Genomic DNA, 24,776 nt, shown 5'->3' with positions numbered 1-24,776 from the left:
GTCGGGGAACGTCGGTGGGGCGTGGCATGCTGATCGGCGTGGAGTCCGAGATGACGATCCGCGTCGCCGACGAGCTGCTGATGTTCCTGCCCGCGACCCGGCGGGAGACCGCGAATCGGGTGCCGTGCGACGGGACGTCGACGCTCGGGCATCTCGTGGAGTCGCTCGGCGTGCCGCTGCCCGAGGCGGGCCCGATGACGCTCGGCGGCGAGCGCGTCGAACCGTCCGTCCGCCCCGAGCCGGGCGACGAGGCCGACGTGGCGGCGGTGCCGCGCCCCCAGCCCGTCCCGCTCGACCCGGGCCAGGACGCGCCGCGCTTCCTGCTGGACGTCCACCTCGGCACGCTCGCCCGCCGCATGCGCCTCCTCGGCCTGGACACGGCCTACCACAACGACATGGACGATCCTGCGCTCGTCGTCCAGGCCAACGCGGAGCGCCGCGTCCTGCTCACCCAGGACCGCGGCCTCCTGCGCCGCCGCGCGCTATGGTTCGGCGCCTACGTCCGCGGCTCCCGGCCGGACGACCAGCTCCGCGACCTCCTCGACCGGTTCGCGCCCGTCCTGCACCCGTGGACGCGCTGCACGGCCTGCAACGGCGAGCTGGTCCCGGTCGACAAGAGCGAGGTCGAGAGCGGCCTGGAGGCGGGAACGCGCCGCAGCTACGACGTCTACGGCCGGTGCGCCGACTGCGGGCAGGTCTACTGGCGCGGCGCGCACGGCGGCCACCTGGAGGAGATCGTCCAGGACGCGGTGCGGCTGGTCGACGCCGCGCGCGGCAATGGCGGCCCGCGGGCCGCCGTGACGGAGAGGGGCTGATCGCGATCGAGCTCGTGGTCGTGGGCGCGGCGATCATCGCGGACGGACGATTGCTGAGCGCGCAGCGCGCCGAGCCACCGCACATGGCGGGCGGCTGGGAGCTGCCGGGCGGCAAGGTCGACCCGGGCGAATCGGACGAGGACGCCCTGGTCCGCGAGTGCCACGAGGAGCTGGCGATCAAAGTCCGCCTGCACCGCCGCATAGGCGCCGACTGGCGCCTGAGCGACAAGGCCGTCCTCCGCATCTGGACGGCCGAGATCACCGTAGGAGAACCCCGCCCCCTAGAACACCTGGCCCTACGCTGGCTGGCCCCACACGAACTCTACGAAGTCGACTGGCTCCCAGGCGACCGCCCGGTAATAGACACCCTCGCCCAAGAGGGCCTCAACATCTAGGAGCCGGCAGCCCCCGTCCCCACAACACCGGCCACCACAGCGACTAGCAACGACCCCAACATCCAGGAGCGGGGAACCCGTCCTGGGGCATCAGCCACTACCGCTACCACGCAGCAACTTCAGTCCGACGCCCTCGCCTGCGAGGACGTCGCCATCGGGGAGCCGGGGACCGGTCCCGGGGCCATTGGCAACCGCCGGCAGCCACGCAACGAGCTCGTCATCCTCAGTCTGACGCCATCGCTGGCGAGGGCTTCGCCATCGGGGAGCGGGGGCCCGTTTCGGAGACATCAGCCACCGCCGCGACCACGCAGCGACCTCAGGCGTCGCGATCGCGACCGGAGGCAGGTTCGAGCGAAGCGAGAACCTGATCGCGCAGCGAGCCGCTAGGCGAGTCGGATGCGATGCAGCGATCGCACCGTGTTTTTCGACGATGGAGGGCCGCCAGGCCCGAAGGAGGAGAAAAATACAGAAAAAACGCCAGGGGCTTCCTGCCGCGCCGCAGGAAGCCCCCGACGACTGAGGGGCCGCGTGGGCGGGCCGGTCAGGAGATGCGGTTGGCGCCCGCGTAGTCGGAGCGGTCGGAGAGCTTGGAGATCTTCACCACGTCACCGGTCTGCGGGGCGTGCAGGTACTTGCCGTCGCTGAGGTAGATGCCCATGTGGTGGAGGTTGCTGCCGAAGTAGACCAGGTCGCCGGAGCGGAGCTCGCCGCGGGACACCTTGGTGCCGAGCTGGTACAGGTCGCCGGTGTAGTGCGGGAGGCCGGGCTTGCCGACCTGGGCGTAGGCCCAGACGACGAGGCCGGAGCAGTCGAAGCTGCTCGGGCCGGCGGCGGCCCACACGTACGGGGAGCCGATCTTGCCGTAGGCCTTGCGGGCCATCTTGGCGGGCAGGCCGGAGCCCTTGATCTTCGCGCTGAGGCCGGTGCGGGGGTCGCGGGCGCTCGTGGTGGTCAGCTTGTCGAGGCGCTTCATCACCTCGGTGACCTTGGCCTTGGCGTCCGCGCGCGCCTTCTTGGCGTCCTCCCAGGCCTTCTGGACCTGCGCGGTCTTGGCCTCGGCGGTGCGCTGCGCGGCCTCGGCCTGGTCGATCTGCTTCTTCAGCGCCTGGACGGCGGTGGCCTGGTTCTGGGTCAGGTAGGCGCGTTCGGACAGCCCCTCGGGGGAGCCGTCGGCACCGAAGATCGCGTCGGGGGCGCCGGCCATGTAGGTGGCGGCGGCCATCCGCCCGAGCTGCTCGCGGGCGGGGGCGGCCTGGGCGCGCAGCGTCTCCGCGTTCTTGGTGGCGTCCTGCTCGGCCTTCCGCGCCGCCTTCCAGTCCACCCGCGCCTTGTTGAACTTCTCGGTGAGGATCTCGGCCTCTTCGTTCAGCGCGTCGAGGCTCTTGCGCAGGCCCTGCTCCGTGGTGGGGGTGGGGGTCGGCGCGGTCGCGGCCGCGGCGAGCCGGAACGGTCCAGCGGCGTGCGCGGCGACGGGCGCGGTGGCGCCGAGGCCGATCAGGAGCATGGTGGCCGCGGTGGCGGCGGGCGCGACGCGGCGCCGCCGGTGGGGGTCCGGTGCCAAGCCGGTGTTCTCCTCTCCTCGCGCGCCTACCGGGTTAGCTGACGGGTTCGGGCCAGGAGTCGCCCTACGGCGCGCGCCCGCGGCGGGCGCCGATTCACCCCAGGGATGTGGGTCCCCGGTTCTCCCGGCGGGCGGGAGATTCGGCGTTCCGGACGCAGCCCCGGGGGGTGGGACTTCGGACGACCGGATCTCGGGCAGATTACAAAGGATCGGCAAAGTATGCGAATCGGGGCCCGTGTGAACCCCTGTGACAGGTGGGGCGGACGCGCTCGGGATGGGGGGTGCGCCGCGGCGCGTAGAATGGAGTGCTGCCGTGGTTCCGCAGCGTCTCCCTGAAATCTCACACAAGGTAACCCGCATGCCCATCTCCACGCGCGACGACCTCCGGAACGTCGCGATCGTCGCCCACGTCGACCACGGAAAGACGACGCTGGTCGACGCCATGCTCTGGCAGTCCGGGGCCTTCCGCGAGAACCAGGACGTCGACGACCGGGTCATGGACTCCAACGACCTCGAGCGCGAGAAGGGCATCACGATTCTCGCGAAGAACACGGCCGTCCGGCACAACGGGATGACGATCAACATCATCGACACGCCCGGCCACGCCGACTTCGGCGGCGAGGTCGAGCGCGGGCTGTCCATGGTGGACGGCGTCGTCCTGCTCGTGGACGCCAGCGAGGGCCCGCTGCCGCAGACCCGGTTCGTGCTGCGCAAGGCGCTCGCCGCGCGGCTGCCGGTGATCCTGGTCGTGAACAAGACCGACCGTCCCGACGCGCGCATCGACGAGGTCGTGGACGAGACGTACGAGCTGTTCATGGACCTCGACGCCGACGAGGACCAGATCGACTTCCCGATCGTGTACGCGTCGGGCCGGGCCGGTCGGGCCTCGCTCGACAAGCCCGCCGACGGGGAGATGCCGAACTCGGCCGATCTGGAGCCGCTGTTCACGGTCATCACCGACACGATCCCGGCGCCGTCCTACGACCCGGACGCGCCGCTGCAGGCGCACGTCACGAACCTGGACGCCTCCAGCTACCTCGGCCGGATCGCGCTGTGCCGGGTGCACGCCGGGACGATCAAGAAGGGCCAGCAGGTCGCCTGGTGCCGGCACGACGGCAGCATCGAGAAGGTGAAGATCACCGAGCTGCTGATGACGGACGCGCTCACCCGCAAGCCCGCCGACGACGCGGGCCCGGGCGACATCATCGCGATCGCCGGCATCCCGGACATCATGATCGGCGACACCATCGCCGACCCCGACGACCCGCGCCCGCTGCCGCTGATCACGGTGGACGAGCCCGCGATCTCGATGACGATCGGCACCAACACCGGGCCGATGGCCGGCCGCGAGAAGGGCACCAAGGTCACCGCCCGCATGGTGAAGGACCGCATCGACCGGGAGCTGGTCGGCAACGTGTCGATCAAGGTGCTGCCGACCGAGCGCCCGGACGCCTGGGAGGTGCAGGGCCGCGGCGAGCTGGCCCTCGCGATCCTCGTCGAGAACATGCGCCGCGAGGGCTACGAGCTGACCGTCGGCAAGCCGCAGGTCGTCGCGAAGACGATCGACGGCAAGAAGCACGAGCCGGTCGAGCGGCTCACCATCGACATCCCCGAGGAGCACCTCGGCGCCGTCACGCAGCTGATGGCGGTCCGCAAGGGCCGCATGGAGCACATGACGAACCACGGCACCGGCTGGGTCCGGATGGAGTTCCTCGTCCCGGCCCGCGGCCTGATCGGGTTCCGCACCGAGTTCATGACCGAGACGCGCGGCACCGGCATGGCGCACCACGTGTTCGAGGCCTACGAGCCCTGGTTCGGCGAGCTGCGCACCCGGCCGTCCGGCTCGCTGGTCGCCGACCGCGCCGGCGCCGCCACCGCGTACGCGATCACGAACCTGCAGGAGCGCGGCACGTTCTTCGTCGGGCCGACCACCGAGGTGTACGAGGGCATGATCGTCGGGGAGAACTCCCGCGCCGACGACATGGACGTCAACATCACCAAGGAGAAGAAGCTCACGAACATGCGGTCGTCCACCGGCGACGAGCTGGAGCGGCTCACCCCGCCGCGCATCCTGTCGCTGGAGGAGGCGCTGGAGTTCTGCCGCGAGGACGAGTGCGTCGAGGTGACCCCGGCGAACGTCCGCATCCGCAAGGTCGTGCTGGACGCCAAGGAGCGCGAGCGCATGCGCGCCCGCACCAAGCGCGCCGGGTAGCGGCCTCGCCGCCGTGCGAAAGAGGCGGCCCCGCGGTTCCGGTGGGAACCGCGGGGCCGCCTTCTTACGCGCCTGTCACTTCAGCTGGACGGTCCCGGTCACGTCGGCGGCCAGGCGGAGCTGGTCGCCGTCGCGGAGGGGCGCCTCGACGCCGCGGGGGAGCCGCTCGCCGTTGACGAACGTCCCGTTGGTGGAGCCCTCGTCCCGCACCCAGGCCGTCCCGGACGGGTCGAGCCAGACCGTCGAGTGGCGCCGCGACACGTTGTCGTACTGCGTGAACGTGGCCGCCACCGGCGACTGGCCCGCGTCCCGGCCGAGCACGAGGTGCTGGCCGACGGAGACCTTCAGCTCGCCGGTCGGGAACTGCACGCGCAGGACGGGTGTGCCCTGCTTGGGCAGCGGGCGCAGGCAGGAGTCGCACTGCGCCGCGCCCGGATTGCTCAGCACCGCCTCGCAGTACGGGCACATGAACGCCGTGCTGTCGGGGGCGGGACGCTGGCCCTGGTTGTGGTCGGGCGGCAGCAGCGTCGCCTCGCGGCCGTGCGGCGGCAGCGGCGGCTGGCCGCCGTGCTGCGGGCCGCCGTGCTGGCCGCCGCCGTGCTGGGGCGGGCCGTGCTGCGGCTGCCCGTACTGGGGCGGCTGGCCGAACTGGTGGTCGGCCGGGGGCTGCGGAGCGCCGTACTGGTCGCGGGGGGCGCCGTACTGATCCTGCGGCGCACCGTACTGGTCCTGCTGGGGGGCACCGTACTGATCAGGCTGCGGAGACCCGTACTGGTCCTGCTGCGGGGACCCGTACTGGTCCTGCGGGGGTGCGCCGTACTGGTCCTGGGGCGGCTGGTACTGCTGCTCGCGCTGCGGCGGCGCGCCCCACTGGTCCTGCTGCGGCTGGGGCGGCCCCCACTGGTCCGCGGGCTGCTGCTGATGCTGCTGCATCGGCGGCTGGCCCCCGTGCTGGGGTGAGCCGTGCTGGGGAGAGCCGTGCTGGGGAGAGCCGTGCTGGGGTGAGCCGTGCGGGGGCTGGCCGTACTGCCCGGGCTGGCCGTGCTGGTCCTGCCCCTGCGGGGGCATGGGCGCCCCCCAGGCGTCGGGCTGCTGCTGCGGCTGCGGCGCGCCCCACGGGTCCTGCTGCTGGCCGGGCGGGCCCGGCTGCTGGTGCTGCGGGGCCTGCTGCCCGTACGGGTCGTGGGGCTGCTGCGGCTGGCCGTACTGCTGGCCGCCGTACTGGTCCTGCTGGCCGCCGTACTGGCCGCCCGGCCCCGGCGGCGGGGGCGTCCGCGGCGGCTGCTGGTCGTCGTACCCGCCCGGCCCCTGCCGGTGGGCGCCACCGCCGCGCGCCAGGTTGGCCCCGCAGTTCATGCAGAGCAGATCGCCCTGCTGGTGCGGCTCACCGCAGACAGGACAGTTCAAGGTCGCCATGACACATCCCCCGAGCGCACGCCGGCGCGGTCGAGCCTCGACGTCAGGTGCTCCATGTCACCCCTTCGCGGGATCCCGATGTAGTACACCCGCCTTCCCTCCGGCCCTTCGTCCACGGACACCTGTACTCGGGGCCCTGTTCCTTCTCCAGTCTCGCCGACACCGGCCACTGCCCCGTACCGCTCGCGCCCCAGCGGGGACAGCGGCACGACACGCTGGTTGGCCGACCCCCTCCAGAGTAGGGAGCCGTCCCCCGAGTGTCGCCCCCCGGGATTCAACCGGTCGACGTACGGCCCCGTGATCACGGCGTCGCACATGTCCAGGATCTCGCGCGTCTCACCGCTGCGGGAGAGCCGCGAGTAGGCATATCCGCTGTAAACCAATATGTCCAACTCAATCGTCTCACGGCCGGGTTCGTCCCGCCACGCTCGGACTCCGCGCAGCAGGGCCGCCAGCGCGGCCGGCTGCTCGAACGGCTCACCACCGGAAATGGTCACTCCGTCCACCGGTCCGGGCAGGGACGCGAGCCATCCTAAAACGGTCGCGACGGGCACCGCGCGGCGCGGGTCGGCGTCCCAGGTGTCCCTGGACAGGCAGCCGGGGCAGTGCAGCGTGCAGCCCTGCGTCCAGATGCCGGCGCGCGTCCCGGGGCCGAGAGTGGTCACGGGGTAGTGCGCCTTGGCGAGCAGCAGGGCCGGGGCCGGGCCGGTCACTGGAGGTCCAGATGGACGATGCTTCCCTCGCGCCGGATGCCCGTCACGGTGACCTTCTCGTCCGGGACGAGCTCGCGGTCGAACAGCGCGCGCGCCAGCGGGTTGACGAAGTGGGACTCCAGCGCCATGCCGATGCCGCGGCCGCCCTTGTCGAGCTCCTCCGTGCACCACGCGCGCAGCGTCGTCAGCGCGTCGCCCTTCACCGCGAGGGAGAGCCGGTGCTCTTCGGTGACCCGGCGGCAGATGTTCGCGAACTGCAGGTCGAAGATCTTGTGCGCGGCCTCGGCGGAGATGAAGTCGAACACGACGATGTTGTCGCCGAACCGGTTGAGCAGCTCCGGCCGGTTGAGGACCTCGGTGAAATGGTCGGCGACCGCGCCCTTGATGCGCTGCTCGACCTCGTCGTACGACATTCCGGGTGTGATGTTCTGCACACGGTCGGGCGCCGAGTACGGGGACGCGTCCCGCGTCGTGAGATCGCGGCCCGGGACGTACATCCCGAGGTTGGACGTGAAGATCAGGATGGACTCGGAGAAGTGGACGGTGTTGCCGCGCCCGTCGGTGAGCCGGCCGTCCTCCAGGATCTGCAGGAACTTGTCCAGGATCCGCGGGTGCGCCTTCTCGATCTCGTCGAAGAGGATCACCCGGAACGGGTCCTCGCGGACGGCGTTGGTCAGCTCGCCGCCCGCCTCGTGCCCGACGTAGCCGGGCGGCGACCCGATCAGCCGGTCGCCGGACCCCTCGCCGGAGAACTCGCTCATGTCGAAGCGGAGGTAGGCCGACTCGTCCCCGAACACCAGCTCGGTGATCGCCTTCGCCAGCTCGGTCTTGCCGGTGCCGGTCGGGCCCGCGAAGAACAGCACGCCGCGCGGCCGGCTGCCGGACCGGGTCGCCTGCGCGCCGGACAGGCCGAGCACCGCCCGCTTCAGTATGTCCAGGGTCTTGGTGACGGCCTGCGGCTGCCCGATCACCCGCTCGGGGACGCGCTTCTCGCCCTCCAGCACCCGGCGGCGCAGATGGCCGCGGCTCCACGGGTTGTCGAGCACGCCGAGCTTGTAGGTGCGGACGGCGTCCGGCAGGTCGGTGAGGCCGACGCCCCGCTCCTTCGCCAGCCGGGTCACCTCGATCATCGACTGCAGGGTGAGGCCGTCGGCCTGCTCGGCGAACGCGTCGCACGCGGCGGCGGCGGCCTCGTCGCCGCCGACGTCGGTGACCCCGAACGCACGGGCCAGCAGCCGCGCCGTCTCCTGCCGGTCGCCGAGGTGCGGGCGCGGGATCGTGATCTCGCGGACGTTCTCGTTGTCGGCCGTCAGCCACGGCGGCAGGTCGCCGGGCCGCTCCACCAGCCACAGCACGGGGTTGTAGAGCGGCTTCGGCCGGGCCCCCGTCACCCGGACGGGCCGGGCGGTGCGCGACAGCTTCGCGCAGAACCGGAAGAAGTCGCGCTCGGCCGGCTCCAGGTCGGTCGGGGTGCGGGCGATCCGCGACGCGGAGTCGATCACGAAGGCGGCGCGGACGTCCTCCTTCGGCCGGGCCACCGCGGCCAGCAGCCGGGTCAGGCCCTCCAGCGACGGCTTCTCGTCCGGCTTGATCTTGCCGAGCAGGCGCTCGGCGGCCTGCATCGAGTCGTCGTCCCCCGGCATGACCTGCAGGCCGTCCACCGGGTCGTACACGGCCATGAACGACGCGCCGCTGGTGCGCAGCGCCTCCCACAGCAGGGCGCGCAGCGGCAGCAGCCCCGTGGGCGCCCCGCCCTCCGCCGGCGGTGTGAGGAAGCTGTCGTACAGGTTCCCCGACAGGACGTACTGGGAGTGCACGGAGAGCGTCGCGTCCAGCTCCCGGACGAACGGCGGCCAGCCCTGCAGCCGCCCCCCGAGGGTCGGCGATTCAATGCTCATCTGTGCTCCCCCATGGAGGAAGGACCTGGTCCGCTCCGGTCATTTGGTGCGACCCACTCCATTCCGACGCCCCCGGCATCTCAGTTATGACGCTCGCGGTGCCGTTCGCGTTGCCCGGCACGCCCCCTAGTCTGCCGTGGCCGCGCGGAGACGGGCAGCTCACGCACCCCGGGCTCCAGCCGCCAGGCCACGTCCGAGCGGATCCCGGCGTCCGCCAGGCGCGCCCGCGCGGCCTCGAACGCCTCGCACCATTCCCGCTCCCGCTCGACGTCCACCCGCCGGTCGTCCTCGCTCTCGGCGGGCCGCTCCCGCACCATCGACGCGCGGACGTGCGCGGCGTCGTCCACCCGCATCCGGACGCTGTGGTCGGGCCAGGCGCCCTTCGTCAGCGTCACCGTGCCGTCCTCGGCCGTCAGCGTCTCGAACCCGGCGTGGACCTCGTACCCCATGTCCTCGAACGCGGCGGTGATCGAGTCGAGGACGTACCGGCGCTCGGCCTCGGCCTGCTCGGCGGCGTCGCGCTCCTCCGCCCGCCGCCGCTCCTCCGCCCGCCGCTCCTCGGTGCGGCGGTTGGCGGCCTGGATCCGCAGCCGCACCTCCTGCAGGACGCCCTCGGCCTCCTCCGGCGTCCCGGCGCCCGCGAGCAGCCCGGCCGCCTCCGCCACGGCCCGCCGCTCGGCGTCCGCCGCGTCCGGCAGCAGCCGCGTCATGATCCTTTCCAGGTTCCGCTGGACGTCGTCGCCGGCGGGCGGGGGCGTGCTCCGAGCCGCCGTGTCCGCCGTGAGGCCCTCGGTGGGGACGCCGAAGATCTGCGTGCTGACCTGGGAGGCGAGGTGCTCGGACAGCCGCCGCTCGGCCTCGTCCAGGGCCCGGTCGGCGGCGGCGCACCAGGCGGTCAGCTCCTCGGGGGGCTGCTCGCCCGGCGTCCACTGCTCGGGCAGCGCGACCTCCGCGCCGATCTTCGCGCGGGTCTCGGCGAGCGCGGCGATGCGCGCGTTGCGCTCCACGACCTCGCGCAGGGCGCGCTCCTGCGACTCGACCTCGGCGAGCGCCGCCGCCCGCGCCTCGGCCCGCCCGGCGGCGAGCGCCGCGAGGGCCTCCGCGCCCCGGCCGGCCAGCCCGGCGCCGCGTCCGAGCACCCGGTTCATGCCGAGGCTGAGGACGACCGCCGCGTCCAGCGCGATGTCCGCGTCGATCCCGCTGCTCAAGAAGTGCCTCCGATCGTGCGCGCCTGCCGCCAGCGGTGCAGCCGCACGCCCGCCGCGACGGCGTGCGCGGCGGAGGCGGCGATGAGGACGAGGACCCACAGCACGCTCGCGATGGACGTCAGCGCCGCGAGCAGAAGAAGAAGGAGCAGCAGGGGGACCGTCACGGCCAGCAGCACGAGGCCGCAGCCGCGCCGCCCCGTCCGCTGCGCGGCGCCCGACATCGTCTGGGACGCCTTCGAGAACCCGCGACCGCTCGCGTTCAGAACTCCCGAGAGCATCGACCACGGGCCGTAGGGGAGATAGTCCTTGCCTTGCGCGCGCGCGAGCAGCACCTCACTGCCGCACTGCACCGCCCAGGCGAGCACGGACACGACGGCCAGCGCACCGAACGAGAAACCCGACGCGGAGCTGTGCAGGCCGACGGATGCGGTCCCCTCGTCGCCGCCGCCTCCGAACAGGGATCCGACCACCCAGCTGCCGGCGAGCCAGAAGAACAGCAGCGGCAGCGTCCACAGGACGGCCCTGACCGCGGCGGCGCCGCGCCCGGCGAGCCGCTGCCGCTCCCGCTCCGCCCACTGCGCCTTCAACGCCTCGCCGCGCTGCTCGGCCGCATGCCGGTCGCGGGCCCGGGACTCGCTCTCCGCGACGGCCTCCGGCGCGGCGCGCGTCACCGCGAGGAGCCGCAGCGGATCGTCGCCCGCCCCGTCCGCCATCCAGGCGAACCACGGAACCGCGTCCGACACCGCCTCGCGCGCCCGCGCCGCGCCCTCCTCGATCAGCCGGTGCGCCTCCGCCGGACGCGCCGCCAGCGCGAGCAGCGCCAGCAGCACCGCGGGCGGCTCCTCGGCCCCGGCGTCCGGCAGCCGCCGTGCGACGCCCGGCGGCATGGCGTCCTGCTCGCGCAGCCAGCGGACGAGGTCGTCCCAGGCCGCCGCATGGGCGCGCCACCGGTCATCGATCCGGGCCAATTCCTCGGCATCCTCGAAACCGGCGAGTACCCGCAGCAGATGGTGCTCCCACAACGCCCGCCCGATGAGGACGGCGGTGCGGTGATCGGGATGCCGGTGATCACCGGCGAGTGCGGCAAGCCCCGGCAGATCGTCGGCGGTGACGCGGCGGCCGAGGAAATGCGGTGGAAGCGCCGGATCCAGCCAGCGGATCAGATGCAGCAGCTTCACATCCGGCGGCAGCCTCGTCATGAGGTAGCCGTCGATGAGTCCTATTCGGCTGTCGTCCGGGACGTCGGCGAGCCATTCGCGCAGACTCCGCCATGCCTCGCCCGACTCGCCTCGTCCGAAGAAGTACTGCGCGGCGTGATCCCAGTTCTCGACGAGCGCCCGCGCCAACTCGTCCCTTCGCGCATAGCGCCGTCCCTTGAAAGGGAGTCCATTACCCGCTTCGGCTTGCGGGCTCTCCTCCGCGACCGGCGGCGAGCCTCCGTCCAGCCATTCCCGGACCTGCTCGCCCGTCCACCTCTTGCGCGGATCACGGGTGAGCAGCCCGCGGCACAGCGTCCGCAGCCTCGGGTCGGCGACGTCGTCGGCGCTGACCGCGCGTGTCGCCAGATGGTCGACGACCACGGTCTCGCTCAGCCCCTGGAACGGCGCCCGCCCCGTCGCCAGCTCGCGGACGATCATGCCGAGCGACCACCAGTCGCGCGCCGGCGACACCTGCCCCGACAGCGACTCCGGCGCCGCGTACGCCAGCGTCCGCGACGACGACGCGAACACCACGCTCTGGTCGAGCACCTTGCTCAGCCCGAAGTCGGCGATCGCCAGCCGCAGCGGCGCGGCCGCCATCACCAGCACGTTCTCCGGTTTGAGGTCCCGGTGGACGATCCCGGCCCGGTGCAGCGCGCCGAGCCCCGCCGCGAGCTGCGCCGCGACCTCGCCGGCCGCCTCGTCGCCGAGCGGCCCCTCCTGCATCAGCGCCCGCAGGTTGCCGTCCGGCACGTACGGGGTGACCTCGTAGTCGCGCCCGTCCGCGTGCCCGGTCTCCAGGATCCGCAGGACGTGCGGCGAGTCGAGCGCGGGGAGCTTCGCCCACACGTCCCGGTCGGCGCGGTAGCCGCGGCGGAAGATCTTCACCACGTACTCGCCGCCGGCCGCGTCCCGCACCAGCAGCAGGTCCGACTCGGCGCCCTGCACCGGCAGCTCCGCGACCGTCGCGTACCGCTCGGCGAGCGCCGCCGGCAGCCGCATCAGCGGATCGCCGCCGCCCACCGCCCCGTCCCGCGCCGTCTCCGAGGCAGCCCGGGGCCCGGGCACCCGCGCCCCGTCGCGCCGCGTCGCCCCGGCGTCCCGCCGCGTCTCCCGCGGCGGCGTGCCGTCGAACTCGCCCACCAGCAGCCTCGTCTAGCTCTTGTCCTTGATGACCCGCAGATACTCCGCCTGCTTGAACCGCACCACCACGGCCTCCATGAGGATCCGGACGAACAGCATCTGGAAGAACCAGATCAGCGGGGTGGCGAGGATCAGCAGGACCGCGACGGCCCAGTAGAAGTCCACCGAGATGACCCAGATGGCGAACCCGACGATGGCGAGGCACTCGAGCGTGACCATGACCATCGACAGGGCGTAGAAGAGCCTGAGCAGCCGCGGCGTCACCAGCGAGTCGAAATTGGCGTCCAGCAGAGCGGCGAGCAACCCCTTCTCGGTGCGCTCGGGCGGAACCCACCCCTGCTCCCGCGGAACCGCCGGACCGCCCAGACCGGGCCCGCGGGGGCCGGGGACGGGACCCGGCTGCGGCGGACCGGGCGGTTGACCGTACGGGCCCCCCATCGGATCGGGCGCCTGCGGGCGCGGTGGGTGACCGGGGTCCGAAGGATTCGTCATCGCCGTCGTCTCCAGTGTGGGGCCTACACCCAGACTCTAGAGCCTGCACCCGCCCCGCACCCGGTCCGGCGGCCTGCCGCGCACAACCTGTCACCCCACCGGCAGGCCCCATGCTCGCGGTCACCGAAGGACGTCCCTGACTCCTGCCGTTCTTATTACATGGAACGGTGTGGAGGGGCCGGAGCGCAGTAATCGACTGTGCTAATTCCGCTACATATGTAGTGTCGGCGCTTCTCCTGTAGGGCTGTCGCCGAGAGGGTACGCCCCGACGGCGGCGGGAACTCCTTGATGGCCGCACCTCATCGGGCACGGAACGTGTTGGGCATCATTGTGGTCGGCAGTTCAGCGTCATCTCACAGCCCTAACAGCGGCAAAAAGTGACTTCGACAAGAATGATGACCGCTGGTTGCTCTCTCTGTTGTCGTTTGCTACGTTCGCCCCTGGCTTGGTGGCCGGAAGAGGGAGTGGGCTCGTGAATTCGCCTCGGAGTACTCTGGCGGCCGGCCGGGTAATGGTCGTCCTGTCGGTGGCGGCGCTGGCCGTGCTGGGATGCAGTGGAACGGGGGACGATCCGAAAACCGCTTCAAAGACGTCCGGAAATCCGTCCAGTAAGGCGGCGGATTTTCCCGTCCTGCAATCGCAGCTGATGACGCATGAGAACGGGCCGGTGCTCGTCCAGGCCCAGGTCCTGAACCGGATCGCCGGGGACAAGATCACCAGCCGCTTCCGGGTGGTCAACCAGGGCCGGCAGACGGTCGACATGCGCGAGGCCCTCTCCGACGAGAAGAACCCCACCGGCAGCGGCTTCTTCGCGCACGGCCTGGCGCTGCTGGACGCAGCGGACGGGAAGGCGTACTACCCGCTGCGCACCGCCGACGGGGAGTGCCTGTGCAGTGAGCTCGGCGACCTCGCGGCCGGGCGGTCGCTGGAGATCTACGCCGTCTTCCCCGCGCTGCCGGCGGAGGTCTCCAAGGTCACCGTCCAGGTGCCGCACACGGCGCCGATGGTGGACCTGCCCATCGGCAAGGGCGATGTCGCCCCGGGCCCCAGCCAGCAGCCCGACATCGGCAAGCTCTCGCTCGGGCAGCCGATCATCCGGCCGATCGTCAGCAAGGCCGACGGCGTCGCGCTGTCCGAGGACGAGATCGCCGGTGACAAGCGCGTCCGGCTGTCGGCGGACGTGCTGTTCGCCTTGAACAAGGCGGACCTCAGCCCGCGGGCGCAGGCGCTCCTCCAGGATCTGGCCCGGCAGATCGACCGGTCGCCGGGCGCCACGGTCAAGATCGACGGGTACACCGACAACACCGGCGACGACGCGATCAACCAGCCGCTGTCGGAGCGCCGGGCTCAGGCGGTCGAGGCCAAGCTGAAGAGCCTGGTGACCAAGACCGGTCTGACCTACCAATCGGTCGGCCACGGTTCGGCGGACCCCGTGGAGAGCAACGACACCGATGAGGGACGGCGGAGGAACCGGCGGGTGGCCGTCACCTTCGCCCGGCCGGTGAAGGGTCCGGCGGCACCGTCCGGCGGCACCGCGGCCGGCCCGCCGGTGACATGGTCGCCGGGCGGCAGGCTGCCCGCCGTCTCGCAGGGGCAACTGCCCGACGCTCAGAAACTGACCGTCACCGTCAACGGCCTCCACCGCGACTCCGGCGGCCTCGTGTCGCTCGTGTGGACGCTCACGAACAACGGCGCCGAGCTGGTCGACGTGGCCGGCGCCTTCGACGCCGGCCTGCTCCAGTACGACGGCAGGACCACCGGTGGCATCTCGCTCCTCGACAACTCGGCGAAGCTCGCCTACCGCACGCTGCGGGACGATCAGGGCGTGTGCCTGTGCACCTCGTTCGCGTTCGCCGAGAAGCGCGAACTCAATCCCGGCGAGAGCGGTACGTACGCCAACCTGTTCAAGCCCGCCCCGTCCGCGACGACCGTGGACGTGGAGATCCCCTACGACGACCGCAAGGCCGTCATCAAGAACGTGCCCATCAGATAGGTGCGGTGTTCGCCCGGTTAGGGTGCCGGTGGCCGAGAGTCGATGCGGGATCGGGGCGAGGAGCGATGGTCGCGTTCGTGGTGGTGCCCGCCGGGCTCGCCGCCGGCCTGCTCGCGGCGCCGCTGGCGACCCGCTACACCGGTGAGGTCACGCGCCGCGACCGCATCGTGCTCGGCCTGGTCACCGCGGTCCTGTTCGGCGTGCTGGGCTGGCGCGTCGGAGCGGAGCCCGTCCTGCCGGCGCTGCTCTACCTGGCGGCGGTCGGGACCCTGCTCGGGTTCATCGACGTCGAGGTCAAGCGGCTGCCGGACCGGTTCACGCTCCCGTCCTACGGGCTGGCGGCGGCGCTGCTGGCGGCGGGCGCGCCGTTCACCGACGACGGGTTGCGGCGGTTCGAGCACGCGCTCATCGGCATGGCGGCGCTGTTCGCCCTGTACTTCCTCCAGGCGTTCCTCGTCCCGTCGGGGATCGGGATGGGCGATGTCAAGCTCTCCGGCGTGCTCGGCCTCTGCCTCGGCTGGTTCGGGCTGGACGCCTGGGTCCTCGGCCTCCTCGCGACCTACCTGCTCGGCGGCCTCGCCGCCGTCGGCATCATGATCGTCCGCAGGACGCGGAAGGGCGAGTTCCCGTTCAGCCCGTACATGCTCGCGGGCACGCTCATCGCCGTCCTCTCGTCCACCTGAGGGCTCACTTGCAGAGGTTCTGGCCCGCCTTTACCCCGCCGCCGATCTTGTTGATGGCGGGCGGTGCGAGGTGGAGGCCGCTCGTGCCGATGATGAGTCGCACCCCGTCCTGCGGGGCCTTCGCGTCGGCGGTGAGCATCGCGTCGGGGGCGTCCCGTGCGAGTGCCGACGCCTGCGGTTCCGCGGCCGGTGCGTAGACGAGGCGGCTCTCGGCCGATTCGGCGCCCTTCTCCACCTTCTTCTCGACCTTGTAACCGCGCCGCTTGAGCTGCTTGACGACACGCTTGATCAGCTCGCTCTTGCCGCCCGCGTCGACGACGGTGACGTGCACTTTGCCGGGCGCGGGGGGCGCCGGCTGGGCCTTCACCGGCTTCGCGGGCTCGGCGGGCAGCTCGCTGTCGTGCCGGATCGCGTCGAACATCGGCTTCGCCAGCTCCTGGTTCCACTGGACGCGGTTCGGGTCCGGCGCGTACCGCTCCACCGGGACGGTCACGAACCGCACCTGCCCGGCGCTCATCCCCTTGAGGCCGTCCGCCAGCTTCCGCATGGCCGCCAGGTCGAGATCGTCATCGGTCGTCATCGACTTCGTCGCGGCCTTGAGGAACTTGTACGTCTTGGCCGGATCGCTGAGGACCGAACCGCTGGTGGCCTTGTCGACGACCGACGCCATGAACTTCTGCTGCCGCTCGATCCGCTCGAGGTCGGAACCATTTCCGAGCGAGTAGCGGGCACGGACATAACCCAGCGCCTGCTCACCCTTCACGGTCTGCTTGCCGGCCTTGAGATACAGCTCCGCCCGCGGGTCGTTGACGGGTTTGTCGACGCAGATCTCGACACCGCCGAGCGCGTCGACCATCCGCTTGAACCCGGCGAAGTCCACCTGGACGAAATGGTCGATGTGGATTCCGGTGAGCGACTCCAGCGTCTTCCACGTGCACGTCGGGCCGGCGAATGCGAACGCCGTGTTCAGCATCCCGAACCGCGCCCGGACGGGCGCGCCCTTCTCCTTGTCGCACTCGGGGATCTTCACCATCGAGTCGCGCGGAAAGCTGATCCCGACGGCCTGGTCCCGGTTCGGCGACAGATGCAGCAGGATCGTCGTGTCCGACCGCGCCCCCGCTATCCCGTCCGCCGCGTACCGCGCGTTGTCGCCCTCCCTCGTATCCGACCCGATCAGCAGGATGTTGAGCGATTTGTTCAGCTTCTTAGGCCGGTCAGTCCCGAGCTTGTCGCTCACATGCTTCTGCTCGATCCCTCCGACGATGTCGTGATACAGCCAGGCCGCCCCGCCACCCGCAAGCAGCATGACCACGACAACCCCGAGCGCGACCCGCCGCAAAACCTTCCGCCGCCGACCGCGCCCCTTCCCAATGCCCTCACTGCCGGTGCCATCTACCTCTCCACCCCCCGAGCTCTCGCCACTCCGCCCGGACGCCGCCCCCGTCCCCGCAGCCTTAGCCGGGAGGCTTTCGCTGCCGGTGGTGTCCGCTTCTTCCGCGGTTGCGCTCTCGTTACTCCGGTCGGAGGCGCCCGTGCCCGTGGCCGTCGCTGTGTCACCCTCGCTGCGGGTGGTGTCCGCCTCTTCGGCGGTCGCGCTCTCGCTGCTCAGGTCGGACCCGGCTGTGTCTGCAGCCTTGGCCTCGGCGCCCTCGCTGACCGTGTTCGCGGCCTCTTCGAGGTTCGCGCTCTTGTTGCTTTGGTCGGACGCGGCTGTGTTCGTAGGCTTTGCCGCGACGCCCTCGCCGACCGTGTTCGCCGGTTCCCGGTTGGTGGTGGCGCTGTCGCTCGGGCCGGGGGGCTGTGGTGCGTTGTCCTCGTCGGGACGGTCGCTGGGAGGGGTGTGGGCGGCCTTGTCCCGTGCGAGGTCGTCGCGGCCGGGGGCTTCGTCGCTCATAGGTCACGTCTCGGGAGGGCCCTGGTGAGGGCGGGCGGTTCGGGGCGGTTGATCATTGTATGGAGGCGGCGGGATGTGCGGGGAGCGCGCGCCTCCCTCTGTTGGATGCCCGGAGTGCCCGTTCTGTTGACAGAAGTGTGAGATCCGGGGCGGCCGGATCAGGTCGTCTTCCGTACGATCGGTGCCCGTGGACGCGGGGTGGGTGATCGGCGGTCGGTTCACCATGCTGGACCGGATCGGCATCGGAGGGACGAGCCGGGTCTGGCGTGCCCATGACGGCGCGGAGGGGCGGTACTGCGCGGCCAAGCTGGTCCGGCGGCGGGGGCCCACGTCGATGCTGCGGGTCGTGCGCGAACGGGCGCTGCGGCTGGCGCATCCGCACGTGGTGACGCCCTACGCGTGGTGCATGACGGACGACGACGTCCTCCTGGCGATGGACCTGATGCGCGGCGGCTCGCTGGAGACCCTCCTCGGCGATTACGGCAGGCTCCCGGCGGCCTACGCGGCGGAGGTGCTCGATCAGCTGCTCGCCGCGTTGAGCCACATCCACGGTGCGGGGGTCGTCCACCGGGACGTGAAGCCAGCCAACCTGCTGCTGGAGCCGAGCCCGGTCGGGGCGCCGCACGTGCGGCTGGCCGACTTCGGGATCGCGCTGGGGGACGACGGGATGCGCTTCACCACGACCGGCTTCACCGTGGGCACGCCCGGATACCTGGCACCGGAGGTGCTCGACTGGAACCGCCCCGGGCCGCGCCAGGACCTGTACGCGGCCGGCATGGTCGGCTGGCGGATGCTGACCGGCGCGGGCGACCCCGCGCCCCGGCAGCGCGTCGGCCCTCCGCCCGCCGGGGTGCCGCCGACGCTCTGGGCGGTGGTCGCCCGGCTGTGCGCGGACGACCCCGCCCAGCGCCCCGAGAACGCCGCCATGGCCCGCCATGCCCTGGCCGCCTGCCGCCTGGAGCTGCGCTTCCCCGTCCGCACCCTGGACGGCGAGCCCCTGCAGATCTTCGACCACCTCGGCCCTCCGCCCCGCTGACCGCGTTCATCGTCAATCGCGGGGAGCCGTGCCGATCATCGGGCGCGGGGGAGAGGCGGGGTCAGGGTTTGTCGTAGGTGATCTCTACGCGGCGGTTCTTGGCGCGGGCCTCGGGGTCGTCCTTGCCGTTCTTCTCCTCGGGGGTGAGGGGCTTGGTCTCGCCGTAGCCCTTGGCCTCGATCTGCAGGGGGGTGCCCTTGAGGGCCTGCCGTAGTTCGGACTCGACCGCCTTGGCGCGCCGCTCGGACAGGGACAGGTTGTAGGCCTCGTCGCCGATGGAGTCGGAGTGCCCGGCGACCCGGACGGTGCCCTTGGCATCGCGCAGGCGGGGGGCGAGGTCGGCGATCCGGCGGCGGGCGGCGGGGGTGAGGACGGCCTTGCCGAAGTCGAACAGGACGTCCGCCGAGAGGCGGACGGTGACCTGCTCGCCGTCGGTGTGCTCCTCCTCCAGCGCGACGACCGCCTTCGACAGGTCGATGCCGCGTACGGCTCTTCCCGTGTCGATGGAGCGGACGCTCTTGGCCAGGTTCTCGTGCGGCACTCCCGGGTCGGCGCCGGCGGTGGCGGGGACGGTCAGGGCCAGCGCCAGGACGCCCGCGATGATCGCCGGTCGGCGCATGCGGCTCACCGCTCGACCGGGATGTCGCGGAACATCGGCCACGACCCGATCTGCACGTCGATGGACTTCACGCTCTCCGGCGGGGCGGCGAACGTGAAGTAGAAGGGCGTGGCCTGGTCGTTCGCCATCTTCGTGAAGATGTCGTCGGTCTCCAGTTCCTGGCCGCCGGAGTCCTGGACGACGAGGTAGCGCTTGAGGTTCACCGGGTCGATGAGCGAGGTGCCGAGCCCGCGCTCGCCGTTGAGGCCGTAGGCGTTGATCCGGCGCGTGTCGGTGGCGGGGACGTGCGGGGTGAGCCGGACGGTCAGCGTCGCCAGTTCCCCCTTCACCTTCAGGCCCATGATCGCGATGTCGACCGTGGCGCCCTTCGCCATCGGGCTGTCGAAGGTGCCCTTCACCACCGGCTTCGTCGCGTTGTCGTAGCTCGCCCGGCCGGCCGAGGCCGCCGAGCCGCTGCCCGAGGACCGGTCCCCGAGCATCGAGCAGCCGGACAGCCCGGCCGCGAGGAGCAGGGTCGCCGTGATGGCGGCCGCAAGGCGCATTGGTCGGTCCTCCACGGTTCGTCGCATATGCAAACAGCGGTGTTCGTGGCAGCATGGCTCACGGAACCGCATCTCTGTGTGCGGACGCGAATCTAGCGTTTGCATTTGCTAATCGTCAAGGGGGCTGGAGAGGTGAGCGTCGCCGAGGACACGGTCGCCCGGAACCGCGCGCTGCAGACCGAGTGGTACGGCGAGCCGCTCGGCGACCGCGTCCGCCCGCTGCTCGGCCGGCTCGGCCTGTCGCAGTCCGGGCTCGCCGGCGTGCTGGGGCTGTCCGCGCCGATGCTGTCGCAGCTCATGTCCGGCCAGCGGGCGAAGATCAGCAACCCGGCCGTCCTGCACCGGCTGATGGCCGTCGAGGACCTCGTCGCCGATCCGGGGTTCGCCGCGCTCCCCGCCGCCGACGTCAAGGCGCGCCTGGAGGAGATCCGCGGCGAGACGGCGGCCACCACGTCCGGGCTCCGGATGGCCGAGTCCGGACATGCCGCCGCAGGGGAGCGGGCGGCCGAGGCCGAGAAGGGCGGAGCCGGGCGGGCGGGGGAGCCGGCGCGGCTGGTGCAGGCGCTGCTGCGCGAGGTCGCGTCCGCCGCCGAGATCGACGCCGCCGCCGATCTGATCGCGGGTCGCTTCCCCGAGCTCGCCGAAGTCCTCCGCGTGTACGGGACCGGCAGGACGAGCGAGGCCGAGGCGCACTTCGCCCGTACCGTGCTCGGCAGGGTGCTCGGCGACCGCTCGGTCATTCCGTAGCGCACTCGTCTCGATTCCGCTGCGCCATAACGAGTGGTTATGGACGGAGGACGCTGCCGAGCGCCCGCGAGCGGGCTAAAGTCTGTGGTCAGGCTCACATACGGGTCTGGCTGTTATGTATGTCACAGCTCCCGGTGGGTGGCGTAGGGTCGCACCGCTGGAAGCGCACACGAGGCGTCACCGCCCGCATGCGTCGACGGCCGCGGCCGCCCGAGCGCTGCCCCGGCCGGGAGGCATGGCCGGCGGCTCATGGCGCGAGCGCGCGCGATGATGCCGACCGCCGGGCGGCGGCGGCCGCATGGTGCGCGCGGACCGTGGTACGGGGACACGACGACCCGAGCTCAGGAGAGCGATCGATGAGCATTGTGGAGGCGCCGGCCAAGACGCGCGCCCAGATCAAGGAAAGAACCCTCCGCAAGGACAACTGGCGGCTGTATCCCGTCTCCATCTTCGTGTTCTTCACGGTCTGGGTGGTGTACGCGACGGTCCGCGCGTTCTGGGGGGCCGCGTTCTACGTGCCGGAGTACCACTACCTGACGCCGTTCTACTCGCCGTGCCTGAACGAGATCTGCGACAGCGTCACGGTGAACGGGCACACCGGCACCGCGGCGGAGTTCGGGACGTTCCTCCCGGCGGGCACCCGCGGCTGGATCCCGTTCGCGGCGATCACGCTGCCGTTCCTGCTGCTGTTCCGGCTGACCTGCTACTACTACCGCAAGGCGTACTACCGGTCGTTCTGGCTGTCGCCGTCCGCGTGCGCGGTCAAGGAGCCGCACGGCAAGTACACTGGCGAGCGGCGCTTCCCGCTGATCGGGCAGAACCTGCACCGCTACTTCTGGATGGCGGCGGTCGTCATCTCGCTCATCAACACCTACGACGCGATCCGCGCCTTCCACGGCAAGGACGGCGGCATCGGCGTCGGGCTCGGCACCATCATCCTGGTGGTGAACGTGATCCTGCTGTGGATGTACACGCTGTCGTGCCACTCGTGCCGGCACATCGTCGGCGGGCGGCTGAAGAACTTCTCCAAGCACCCGTTCCGGTACCGGATGTGGGGCTGGGTCTCCCGCATCAACCAGCAGCACGGCACGTACGCGCTGATCACGCTCTGCTCGCTGGTGGTGGCCGACGCCTATATCGCGTTCGTCGCCGGCGGCGTCTTCAGCGACCCTCGTATCTTCAACTGAGGCCAAGGAATCATGACTGAGATCGAGAGGCACTCGTACGACGTCGTGGTGATCGGCGCCGGCGGCGCCGGGCTGCGCGCGGCCATCGAGGCTCGCCTCCAGGGCAAGAAGACCGCGATCATCTCCAAGTCGCTGTTCGGCAAGGCCCACACGGTGATGGCCGAGGGCGGCGCCGCCGCCGCGATGGGCAACGTCAACGCCAACGACAACTGGATGGTCCACTTCCGCGACACCATGCGCGGCGGCAAGTTCATGAACAGCTGGCGGATGGCGGAGCTGCACGCCAAGGAGGCCCCGGAGCGCATCTGGGAGCTGGAGCTGTGGGGCGCGCTGTTCGACCGCACCAAGGACGGCAAGATCAGCCAGCGCAACTTCGGCGGGCACGAGTACCCGCGGCTGGCGCACGTCGGCGACCGGACGGGCCTGGAGCTGATCCGCACCGCCCAGCAGAAGATCGTCGCCCTCCAGCAGGAGGACCACGCCGAGCACGGCGACTACGAGGCCAACCTCAAGGTGTGGGCCGAGACGACGGTCACCCGGCTGCTGACGGACGCCGACGGGAAGATCTGCGGCGCGTTCGGCTACGTCCGCGAGACCGGCAGGTTCGTCGTGTTCGAGGCGCCCGCGGTGGTGCTGGCGACCGGCGGCATCGGCAAGGCGTTCAAGGTCACGTCCAACTCCTGGGAGTACACCGGGGACGGGCACGCGCTGGCGCTGCTCGCCGGCGGGACGCTGCTGAACATGGAGTTCGTGCAGTTCCACCCGACCGGGATGGTCTGGCCGCCGTCGGTCAAGGGCATCCTCGTGACCGAGTCGGTCCGCGGCGACCGCGGCGTCCTGCGGAACTCCGAGGGCAAGCGGTTCATGTTCGACTACATCCCCGAGGTCTTCAAGGACCAGTACGCCACCTCCGAGGAGGAGGGCGACCGCTGGTACGACGACCCCGACAACAACAAGCGGCCCCCCGAGCTGCTGCCCCGCGACGAGGTGGCGCGCGCCATCAACTCCGAGGTCAAGGCGGGACGGGGATCTCCGCACGGCGGGGTGTTCCTCACCGTCGTCGACCGGATGCCGGGCGGCGCCGCCGAGATCGTCCGGCGGCTGCCGTCGATGTACCACCAGTTCAAGGAGCTGGCGGACGTCGACATCACCAAGGAGGCGATGGAGGTCGGCCCGACCTGCCACTACGTGATGGGCGGCGTGGAGGTCGACCCCGACACCGGTGCGGCGAAGGTCCCCGGCCTGTTCGCGGCGGGCGAGGTGTCCGGCGGCATGCACGGCTCCAACCGGCTCGGCGGCAACTCGCTGTCGGACCTGCTGGTGTTCGGGCGCCGGGCCGGGCTCGGCGCGTCCGAGTACGTGGACGCCCTGGCCGCGCGCCCGGCCGTCCCCGACGCCGAGGTCGAGGCGGCCGCGGCGGAGGCCCTCGCCCCGTTCGAGCGGGAGGGCGGCGAGAACCCGTACGAGGTCCACGCCGAACTGCAGCAGACGATGAACACGCTGGTCGGCATCATCCGCAAGGAAGAGGAGCTGGAGCAGGCCGTCGAGGCGCTCGGCAAGCTCCGCGAGCGGGTCGCGAACGTCAGCGTCGAGCCGGTCGCGGTCAACGACGGGCGCGGCTACCACCCGGGCTGGCACCTCGCGCTGGACCTGCGCAACATGCTGCTGGTGTCGGAGGCGGTCGCGAAGGCGGCGCTGGAGCGGCAGGAGAGCCGCGGCGGCCACACCCGCGACGACTACCCGGCGATGTCGGCGGAGTGGCGGAAGGTCAACCTGGTCTGCAAGCTGGCCGGCGACCCCGCGTCCCCCCACGTCGAGCTGACCCGGCAGCCGCTCGTGCCGATGCGCGAGGACCTGCTCGACCTGTTCGAGAACGACGAGCTGAAGAAGTACCTGACCGCCGACGAGCTGCCGAAGGGCCTGGCCGAGGAGGTCGAGACCGAGGCGGCGGAGGCCGCGGCCGGGTCCGGCGCGACCGCCGCCGGCGCCGCGGACGACGAGGAGGGCGACCGATGAGCTACGAGGCCAAGTTCAAGGTCTGGCGCGGGGACGACGGCTCCGGCGAGCTCACCGACTACACGGTCGAGGTGAACGAGGGCGAGGTCGTCCTCGACATCATCCACCGGTTGCAGGCCACGCAGGCGCCCGACCTCGCCGTCCGGTGGAACTGCAAGGCCGGCAAGTGCGGCTCCTGCTCGGCCGAGATCAACGGCATGCCGAAGCTGATGTGCATGACGCGGATGTCGACCTTCGACCCGGAGGAGACGATCACCGTCACCCCGATGCGGACGTTCCCGGTCATCCGCGACCTGGTGACGGACGTCTCGTACAACTACGAGAAGGCGCGGGAGATCCCGTCGTTCGACCCCGGCGACGCCAAGCCCGGCGAGCTGCGCATGCAGCAGGTGGACGTCGAGCGCTCGCAGGAGTTCCGCAAGTGCATCGAGTGCTACATGTGCCAGAACGTGTGCCACGTCATCCGTGACCACGACGAGAACAAGAAGGAGTACGCCGGCCCCCGCTTCCTGATGCGGATCGCGGAGCTGGAGATGCACCCGGCGGACCAGGCCGACCGGCGCAACATCGCGCAGGACGACCACGGGCTCGGCTTCTGCAACATCACCAAGTGCTGCACCGAGGTCTGCCCCGAGCACATCAAGATCACCGACAACGCCCTGATCCCGATGAAGGAGCGGGTCGTGGGCCGCAGGTACGACCCGGTGGTATGGCTCGGCAGCAAGCTCGGCATCGTGAAGAAGGGCCAGGACACCCCGTCCGCCTGACCCGTTCGGCTCTCGCGAACGTCCCCCGCCGCCCCGCGCGACGGGGGGCGTTCGCGTTTCCGCCGTCCTCCGCTGCGGGAGCGGCGCTCTGGCAGGCGGCGCTCCCGAAACACGGCGGGCGGCGTGCCCCCGGACCGCCGCCCGCCGTCCCCGCCGTTCCCCGTGGACGCCGTGGTCGCTGGAAGGCCGTCCGGTCGCGCACGCCGGGACCCACCTTGACGCACGCCGGCCCGCGGCAAT

Annotated in this window: 20 protein-coding genes and 1 riboswitch; of the genes, 10 read left to right on the top strand and 10 right to left on the bottom strand. The window is 71.4% G+C overall.

Annotated elements, in window-relative coordinates:
• Nucleotides 1-26 precede the first annotated feature (26 nt).
• Entirely contained in the window at nt 27-815 is a 789-nt protein-coding gene (locus ABFX46_RS05815) for a Mut7-C RNAse domain-containing protein (RefSeq protein ID WP_346040296.1), read from the top strand.
• A 20-nt stretch (nt 816-835) separates the two neighbouring features.
• Nucleotides 836-1,210, top strand: coding sequence for a (deoxy)nucleoside triphosphate pyrophosphohydrolase (locus ABFX46_RS05810; RefSeq protein WP_346040295.1), 375 nt, complete (start codon nt 836-838; stop codon nt 1,208-1,210).
• Between the two features lie 541 nt (nt 1,211-1,751).
• Here the strand turns inward: ABFX46_RS05810 and ABFX46_RS05805 are convergent.
• The gene (locus ABFX46_RS05805; protein WP_346040294.1) at nt 1,752-2,771 is read right to left on the bottom strand and encodes a C40 family peptidase; all 1,020 of its coding nucleotides are present in this window, start codon (nt 2,769-2,771) and stop codon (nt 1,752-1,754) included.
• A gap of 7 nt (nt 2,772-2,778) precedes the next feature.
• Nucleotides 2,779-2,927: riboswitch (cyclic di-AMP (ydaO/yuaA leader) on the bottom strand.
• Nucleotides 2,928-3,129: 202 nt separating this feature from the next.
• Here ABFX46_RS05805 and typA point away from each other — a divergent pair.
• Nucleotides 3,130-4,983 carry a translational GTPase TypA gene (gene typA / locus ABFX46_RS05800; protein ID WP_346040293.1) on the top strand — a complete coding sequence of 618 codons (1,854 nt, stop codon included), beginning with the start codon at nt 3,130-3,132 and terminating at the stop codon, nt 4,981-4,983.
• Between the two features lie 75 nt (nt 4,984-5,058).
• Here typA and ABFX46_RS05795 read toward each other — a convergent pair whose 3' ends face one another.
• From ABFX46_RS05795 to ABFX46_RS05770, 6 genes are all read right to left on the bottom strand, one after another.
• Nucleotides 5,059-6,399 (bottom strand): FHA domain-containing protein, encoded by a 1,341-nt coding sequence (locus ABFX46_RS05795; protein WP_346040292.1) that lies wholly within the window; start codon nt 6,397-6,399, stop codon nt 5,059-5,061.
• Nucleotides 6,387-7,064 (bottom strand): 4Fe-4S single cluster domain-containing protein, encoded by a 678-nt coding sequence (locus ABFX46_RS05790; RefSeq protein ID WP_346040689.1) that lies wholly within the window; start codon nt 7,062-7,064, stop codon nt 6,387-6,389. Before ABFX46_RS05790 ends, ABFX46_RS05795 begins: the two co-directional genes overlap by 13 nt.
• Nucleotides 7,065-7,108: 44 nt before the next feature.
• On the bottom strand, nt 7,109-9,010 hold the full coding sequence (locus ABFX46_RS05785; RefSeq protein WP_346040291.1) for an AAA family ATPase: 1,902 nt from the start codon (nt 9,008-9,010) through the stop codon (nt 7,109-7,111).
• Nucleotides 9,011-9,090: 80 nt separating this feature from the next.
• The gene (locus ABFX46_RS05780) at nt 9,091-10,218 is read right to left on the bottom strand and encodes a response regulator receiver protein (RefSeq protein WP_346040290.1); all 1,128 of its coding nucleotides are present in this window, start codon (nt 10,216-10,218) and stop codon (nt 9,091-9,093) included.
• The gene (locus ABFX46_RS05775; protein ID WP_346040289.1) at nt 10,215-12,560 is read right to left on the bottom strand and encodes a protein kinase domain-containing protein; all 2,346 of its coding nucleotides are present in this window, start codon (nt 12,558-12,560) and stop codon (nt 10,215-10,217) included. The genes ABFX46_RS05780 and ABFX46_RS05775 overlap by 4 nt, the downstream gene beginning before the upstream one ends.
• 12 nt (nt 12,561-12,572) lie before the next feature.
• On the bottom strand, nt 12,573-12,863 hold the full coding sequence (locus ABFX46_RS05770; RefSeq protein WP_346040288.1) for a DUF4282 domain-containing protein: 291 nt from the start codon (nt 12,861-12,863) through the stop codon (nt 12,573-12,575).
• Nucleotides 12,864-13,698: 835 nt separating this feature from the next.
• Between ABFX46_RS05770 and ABFX46_RS05765 the strand changes: the two genes are divergently transcribed.
• Nucleotides 13,699-15,045, top strand: coding sequence for an OmpA family protein (locus tag ABFX46_RS05765; protein WP_346040287.1), 1,347 nt, complete (start codon nt 13,699-13,701; stop codon nt 15,043-15,045).
• Between the two features lie 65 nt (nt 15,046-15,110).
• Nucleotides 15,111-15,728 carry a prepilin peptidase gene (locus ABFX46_RS05760; RefSeq protein WP_346040286.1) on the top strand — a complete coding sequence of 206 codons (618 nt, stop codon included), beginning with the start codon at nt 15,111-15,113 and terminating at the stop codon, nt 15,726-15,728.
• A 4-nt stretch (nt 15,729-15,732) separates the two neighbouring features.
• Here the strand turns inward: ABFX46_RS05760 and ABFX46_RS05755 are convergent, their stop codons facing one another.
• Complete coding sequence (locus ABFX46_RS05755; RefSeq protein ID WP_346040285.1) at nt 15,733-17,622, bottom strand: LCP family protein; 1,890 nt, start codon at nt 17,620-17,622, stop codon at nt 15,733-15,735.
• Between the two features lie 187 nt (nt 17,623-17,809).
• Here ABFX46_RS05755 and ABFX46_RS05750 point away from each other — a divergent pair, with 187 nt between their 5' ends.
• Nucleotides 17,810-18,658, top strand: a complete 849-nt coding sequence (locus tag ABFX46_RS05750) for a serine/threonine-protein kinase (RefSeq protein WP_346040284.1) — start codon at nt 17,810-17,812, stop codon at nt 18,656-18,658.
• A 61-nt stretch (nt 18,659-18,719) separates the two neighbouring features.
• Here ABFX46_RS05750 and ABFX46_RS05745 read toward each other — a convergent pair whose 3' ends face one another.
• Together ABFX46_RS05745 and ABFX46_RS05740 are read right to left on the bottom strand one after the other, a co-directional pair.
• A complete protein-coding gene (locus ABFX46_RS05745; RefSeq protein ID WP_346040283.1) occupies nt 18,720-19,277 on the bottom strand; it encodes an OmpA family protein in 558 nt (185 codons plus the stop codon).
• A 5-nt stretch (nt 19,278-19,282) separates the two neighbouring features.
• Complete coding sequence (locus ABFX46_RS05740) at nt 19,283-19,819, bottom strand: hypothetical protein (protein ID WP_346040282.1); 537 nt, start codon at nt 19,817-19,819, stop codon at nt 19,283-19,285.
• Between the two features lie 132 nt (nt 19,820-19,951).
• Here ABFX46_RS05740 and ABFX46_RS05735 point away from each other — a divergent pair, with 132 nt between their 5' ends.
• The 4 genes from ABFX46_RS05735 (at nt 19,952) to ABFX46_RS05720 (ending at nt 24,536) form a co-directional block, all read left to right on the top strand.
• On the top strand, nt 19,952-20,566 hold the full coding sequence (locus tag ABFX46_RS05735) for a helix-turn-helix domain-containing protein (protein ID WP_346040281.1): 615 nt from the start codon (nt 19,952-19,954) through the stop codon (nt 20,564-20,566).
• Between the two features lie 356 nt (nt 20,567-20,922).
• Complete coding sequence (locus ABFX46_RS05730) at nt 20,923-21,753, top strand: hypothetical protein (RefSeq protein ID WP_346040280.1); 831 nt, start codon at nt 20,923-20,925, stop codon at nt 21,751-21,753.
• Nucleotides 21,754-21,765: 12 nt separating this feature from the next.
• On the top strand, nt 21,766-23,769 hold the full coding sequence (locus ABFX46_RS05725; protein WP_346040279.1) for a fumarate reductase/succinate dehydrogenase flavoprotein subunit: 2,004 nt from the start codon (nt 21,766-21,768) through the stop codon (nt 23,767-23,769).
• On the top strand, nt 23,766-24,536 hold the full coding sequence (locus tag ABFX46_RS05720) for a succinate dehydrogenase/fumarate reductase iron-sulfur subunit (protein ID WP_131938264.1): 771 nt from the start codon (nt 23,766-23,768) through the stop codon (nt 24,534-24,536). The genes ABFX46_RS05725 and ABFX46_RS05720 overlap by 4 nt, the downstream gene beginning before the upstream one ends.
• The last annotated feature ends 240 nt before the right edge of the window (nt 24,537-24,776 follow it).

The sequence above is a fragment of the Actinomadura chokoriensis genome (genome assembly GCF_039529475.1).
Lineage (GTDB): Bacteria > Actinomycetota > Actinomycetes > Streptosporangiales > Streptosporangiaceae > Spirillospora > Spirillospora bangladeshensis.
The sequence above is the reverse complement of the archived record's forward strand: the minus strand, read 5'-3'. Positions and strand labels throughout refer to the sequence as shown.

Coding starts and splice junctions, on each gene's coding strand:
- ABFX46_RS05815 (WP_346040296.1), top strand. CDS start 27: ATGCTGATCGGCGTGGAGTCCGAGATGACGATCCGCGTCGCCGACGAG.
- typA (WP_346040293.1), top strand. CDS start 3,130: ATGCCCATCTCCACGCGCGACGACCTCCGGAACGTCGCGATCGTCGCC.
- ABFX46_RS05795 (WP_346040292.1), bottom strand. CDS start 6,399: ATGGCGACCTTGAACTGTCCTGTCTGCGGTGAGCCGCACCAGCAGGGC.
- ABFX46_RS05785 (WP_346040291.1), bottom strand. CDS start 9,010: ATGAGCATTGAATCGCCGACCCTCGGGGGGCGGCTGCAGGGCTGGCCG.
- ABFX46_RS05765 (WP_346040287.1), top strand. CDS start 13,699: ATGACGCATGAGAACGGGCCGGTGCTCGTCCAGGCCCAGGTCCTGAAC.
- ABFX46_RS05760 (WP_346040286.1), top strand. CDS start 15,111: ATGGTCGCGTTCGTGGTGGTGCCCGCCGGGCTCGCCGCCGGCCTGCTC.
- ABFX46_RS05755 (WP_346040285.1), bottom strand. CDS start 17,622: ATGAGCGACGAAGCCCCCGGCCGCGACGACCTCGCACGGGACAAGGCC.
- ABFX46_RS05745 (WP_346040283.1), bottom strand. CDS start 19,277: ATGCGCCGACCGGCGATCATCGCGGGCGTCCTGGCGCTGGCCCTGACC.
- ABFX46_RS05740 (WP_346040282.1), bottom strand. CDS start 19,819: ATGCGCCTTGCGGCCGCCATCACGGCGACCCTGCTCCTCGCGGCCGGG.
- ABFX46_RS05730 (WP_346040280.1), top strand. CDS start 20,923: ATGAGCATTGTGGAGGCGCCGGCCAAGACGCGCGCCCAGATCAAGGAA.
- ABFX46_RS05725 (WP_346040279.1), top strand. CDS start 21,766: ATGACTGAGATCGAGAGGCACTCGTACGACGTCGTGGTGATCGGCGCC.
- ABFX46_RS05720 (WP_131938264.1), top strand. CDS start 23,766: ATGAGCTACGAGGCCAAGTTCAAGGTCTGGCGCGGGGACGACGGCTCC.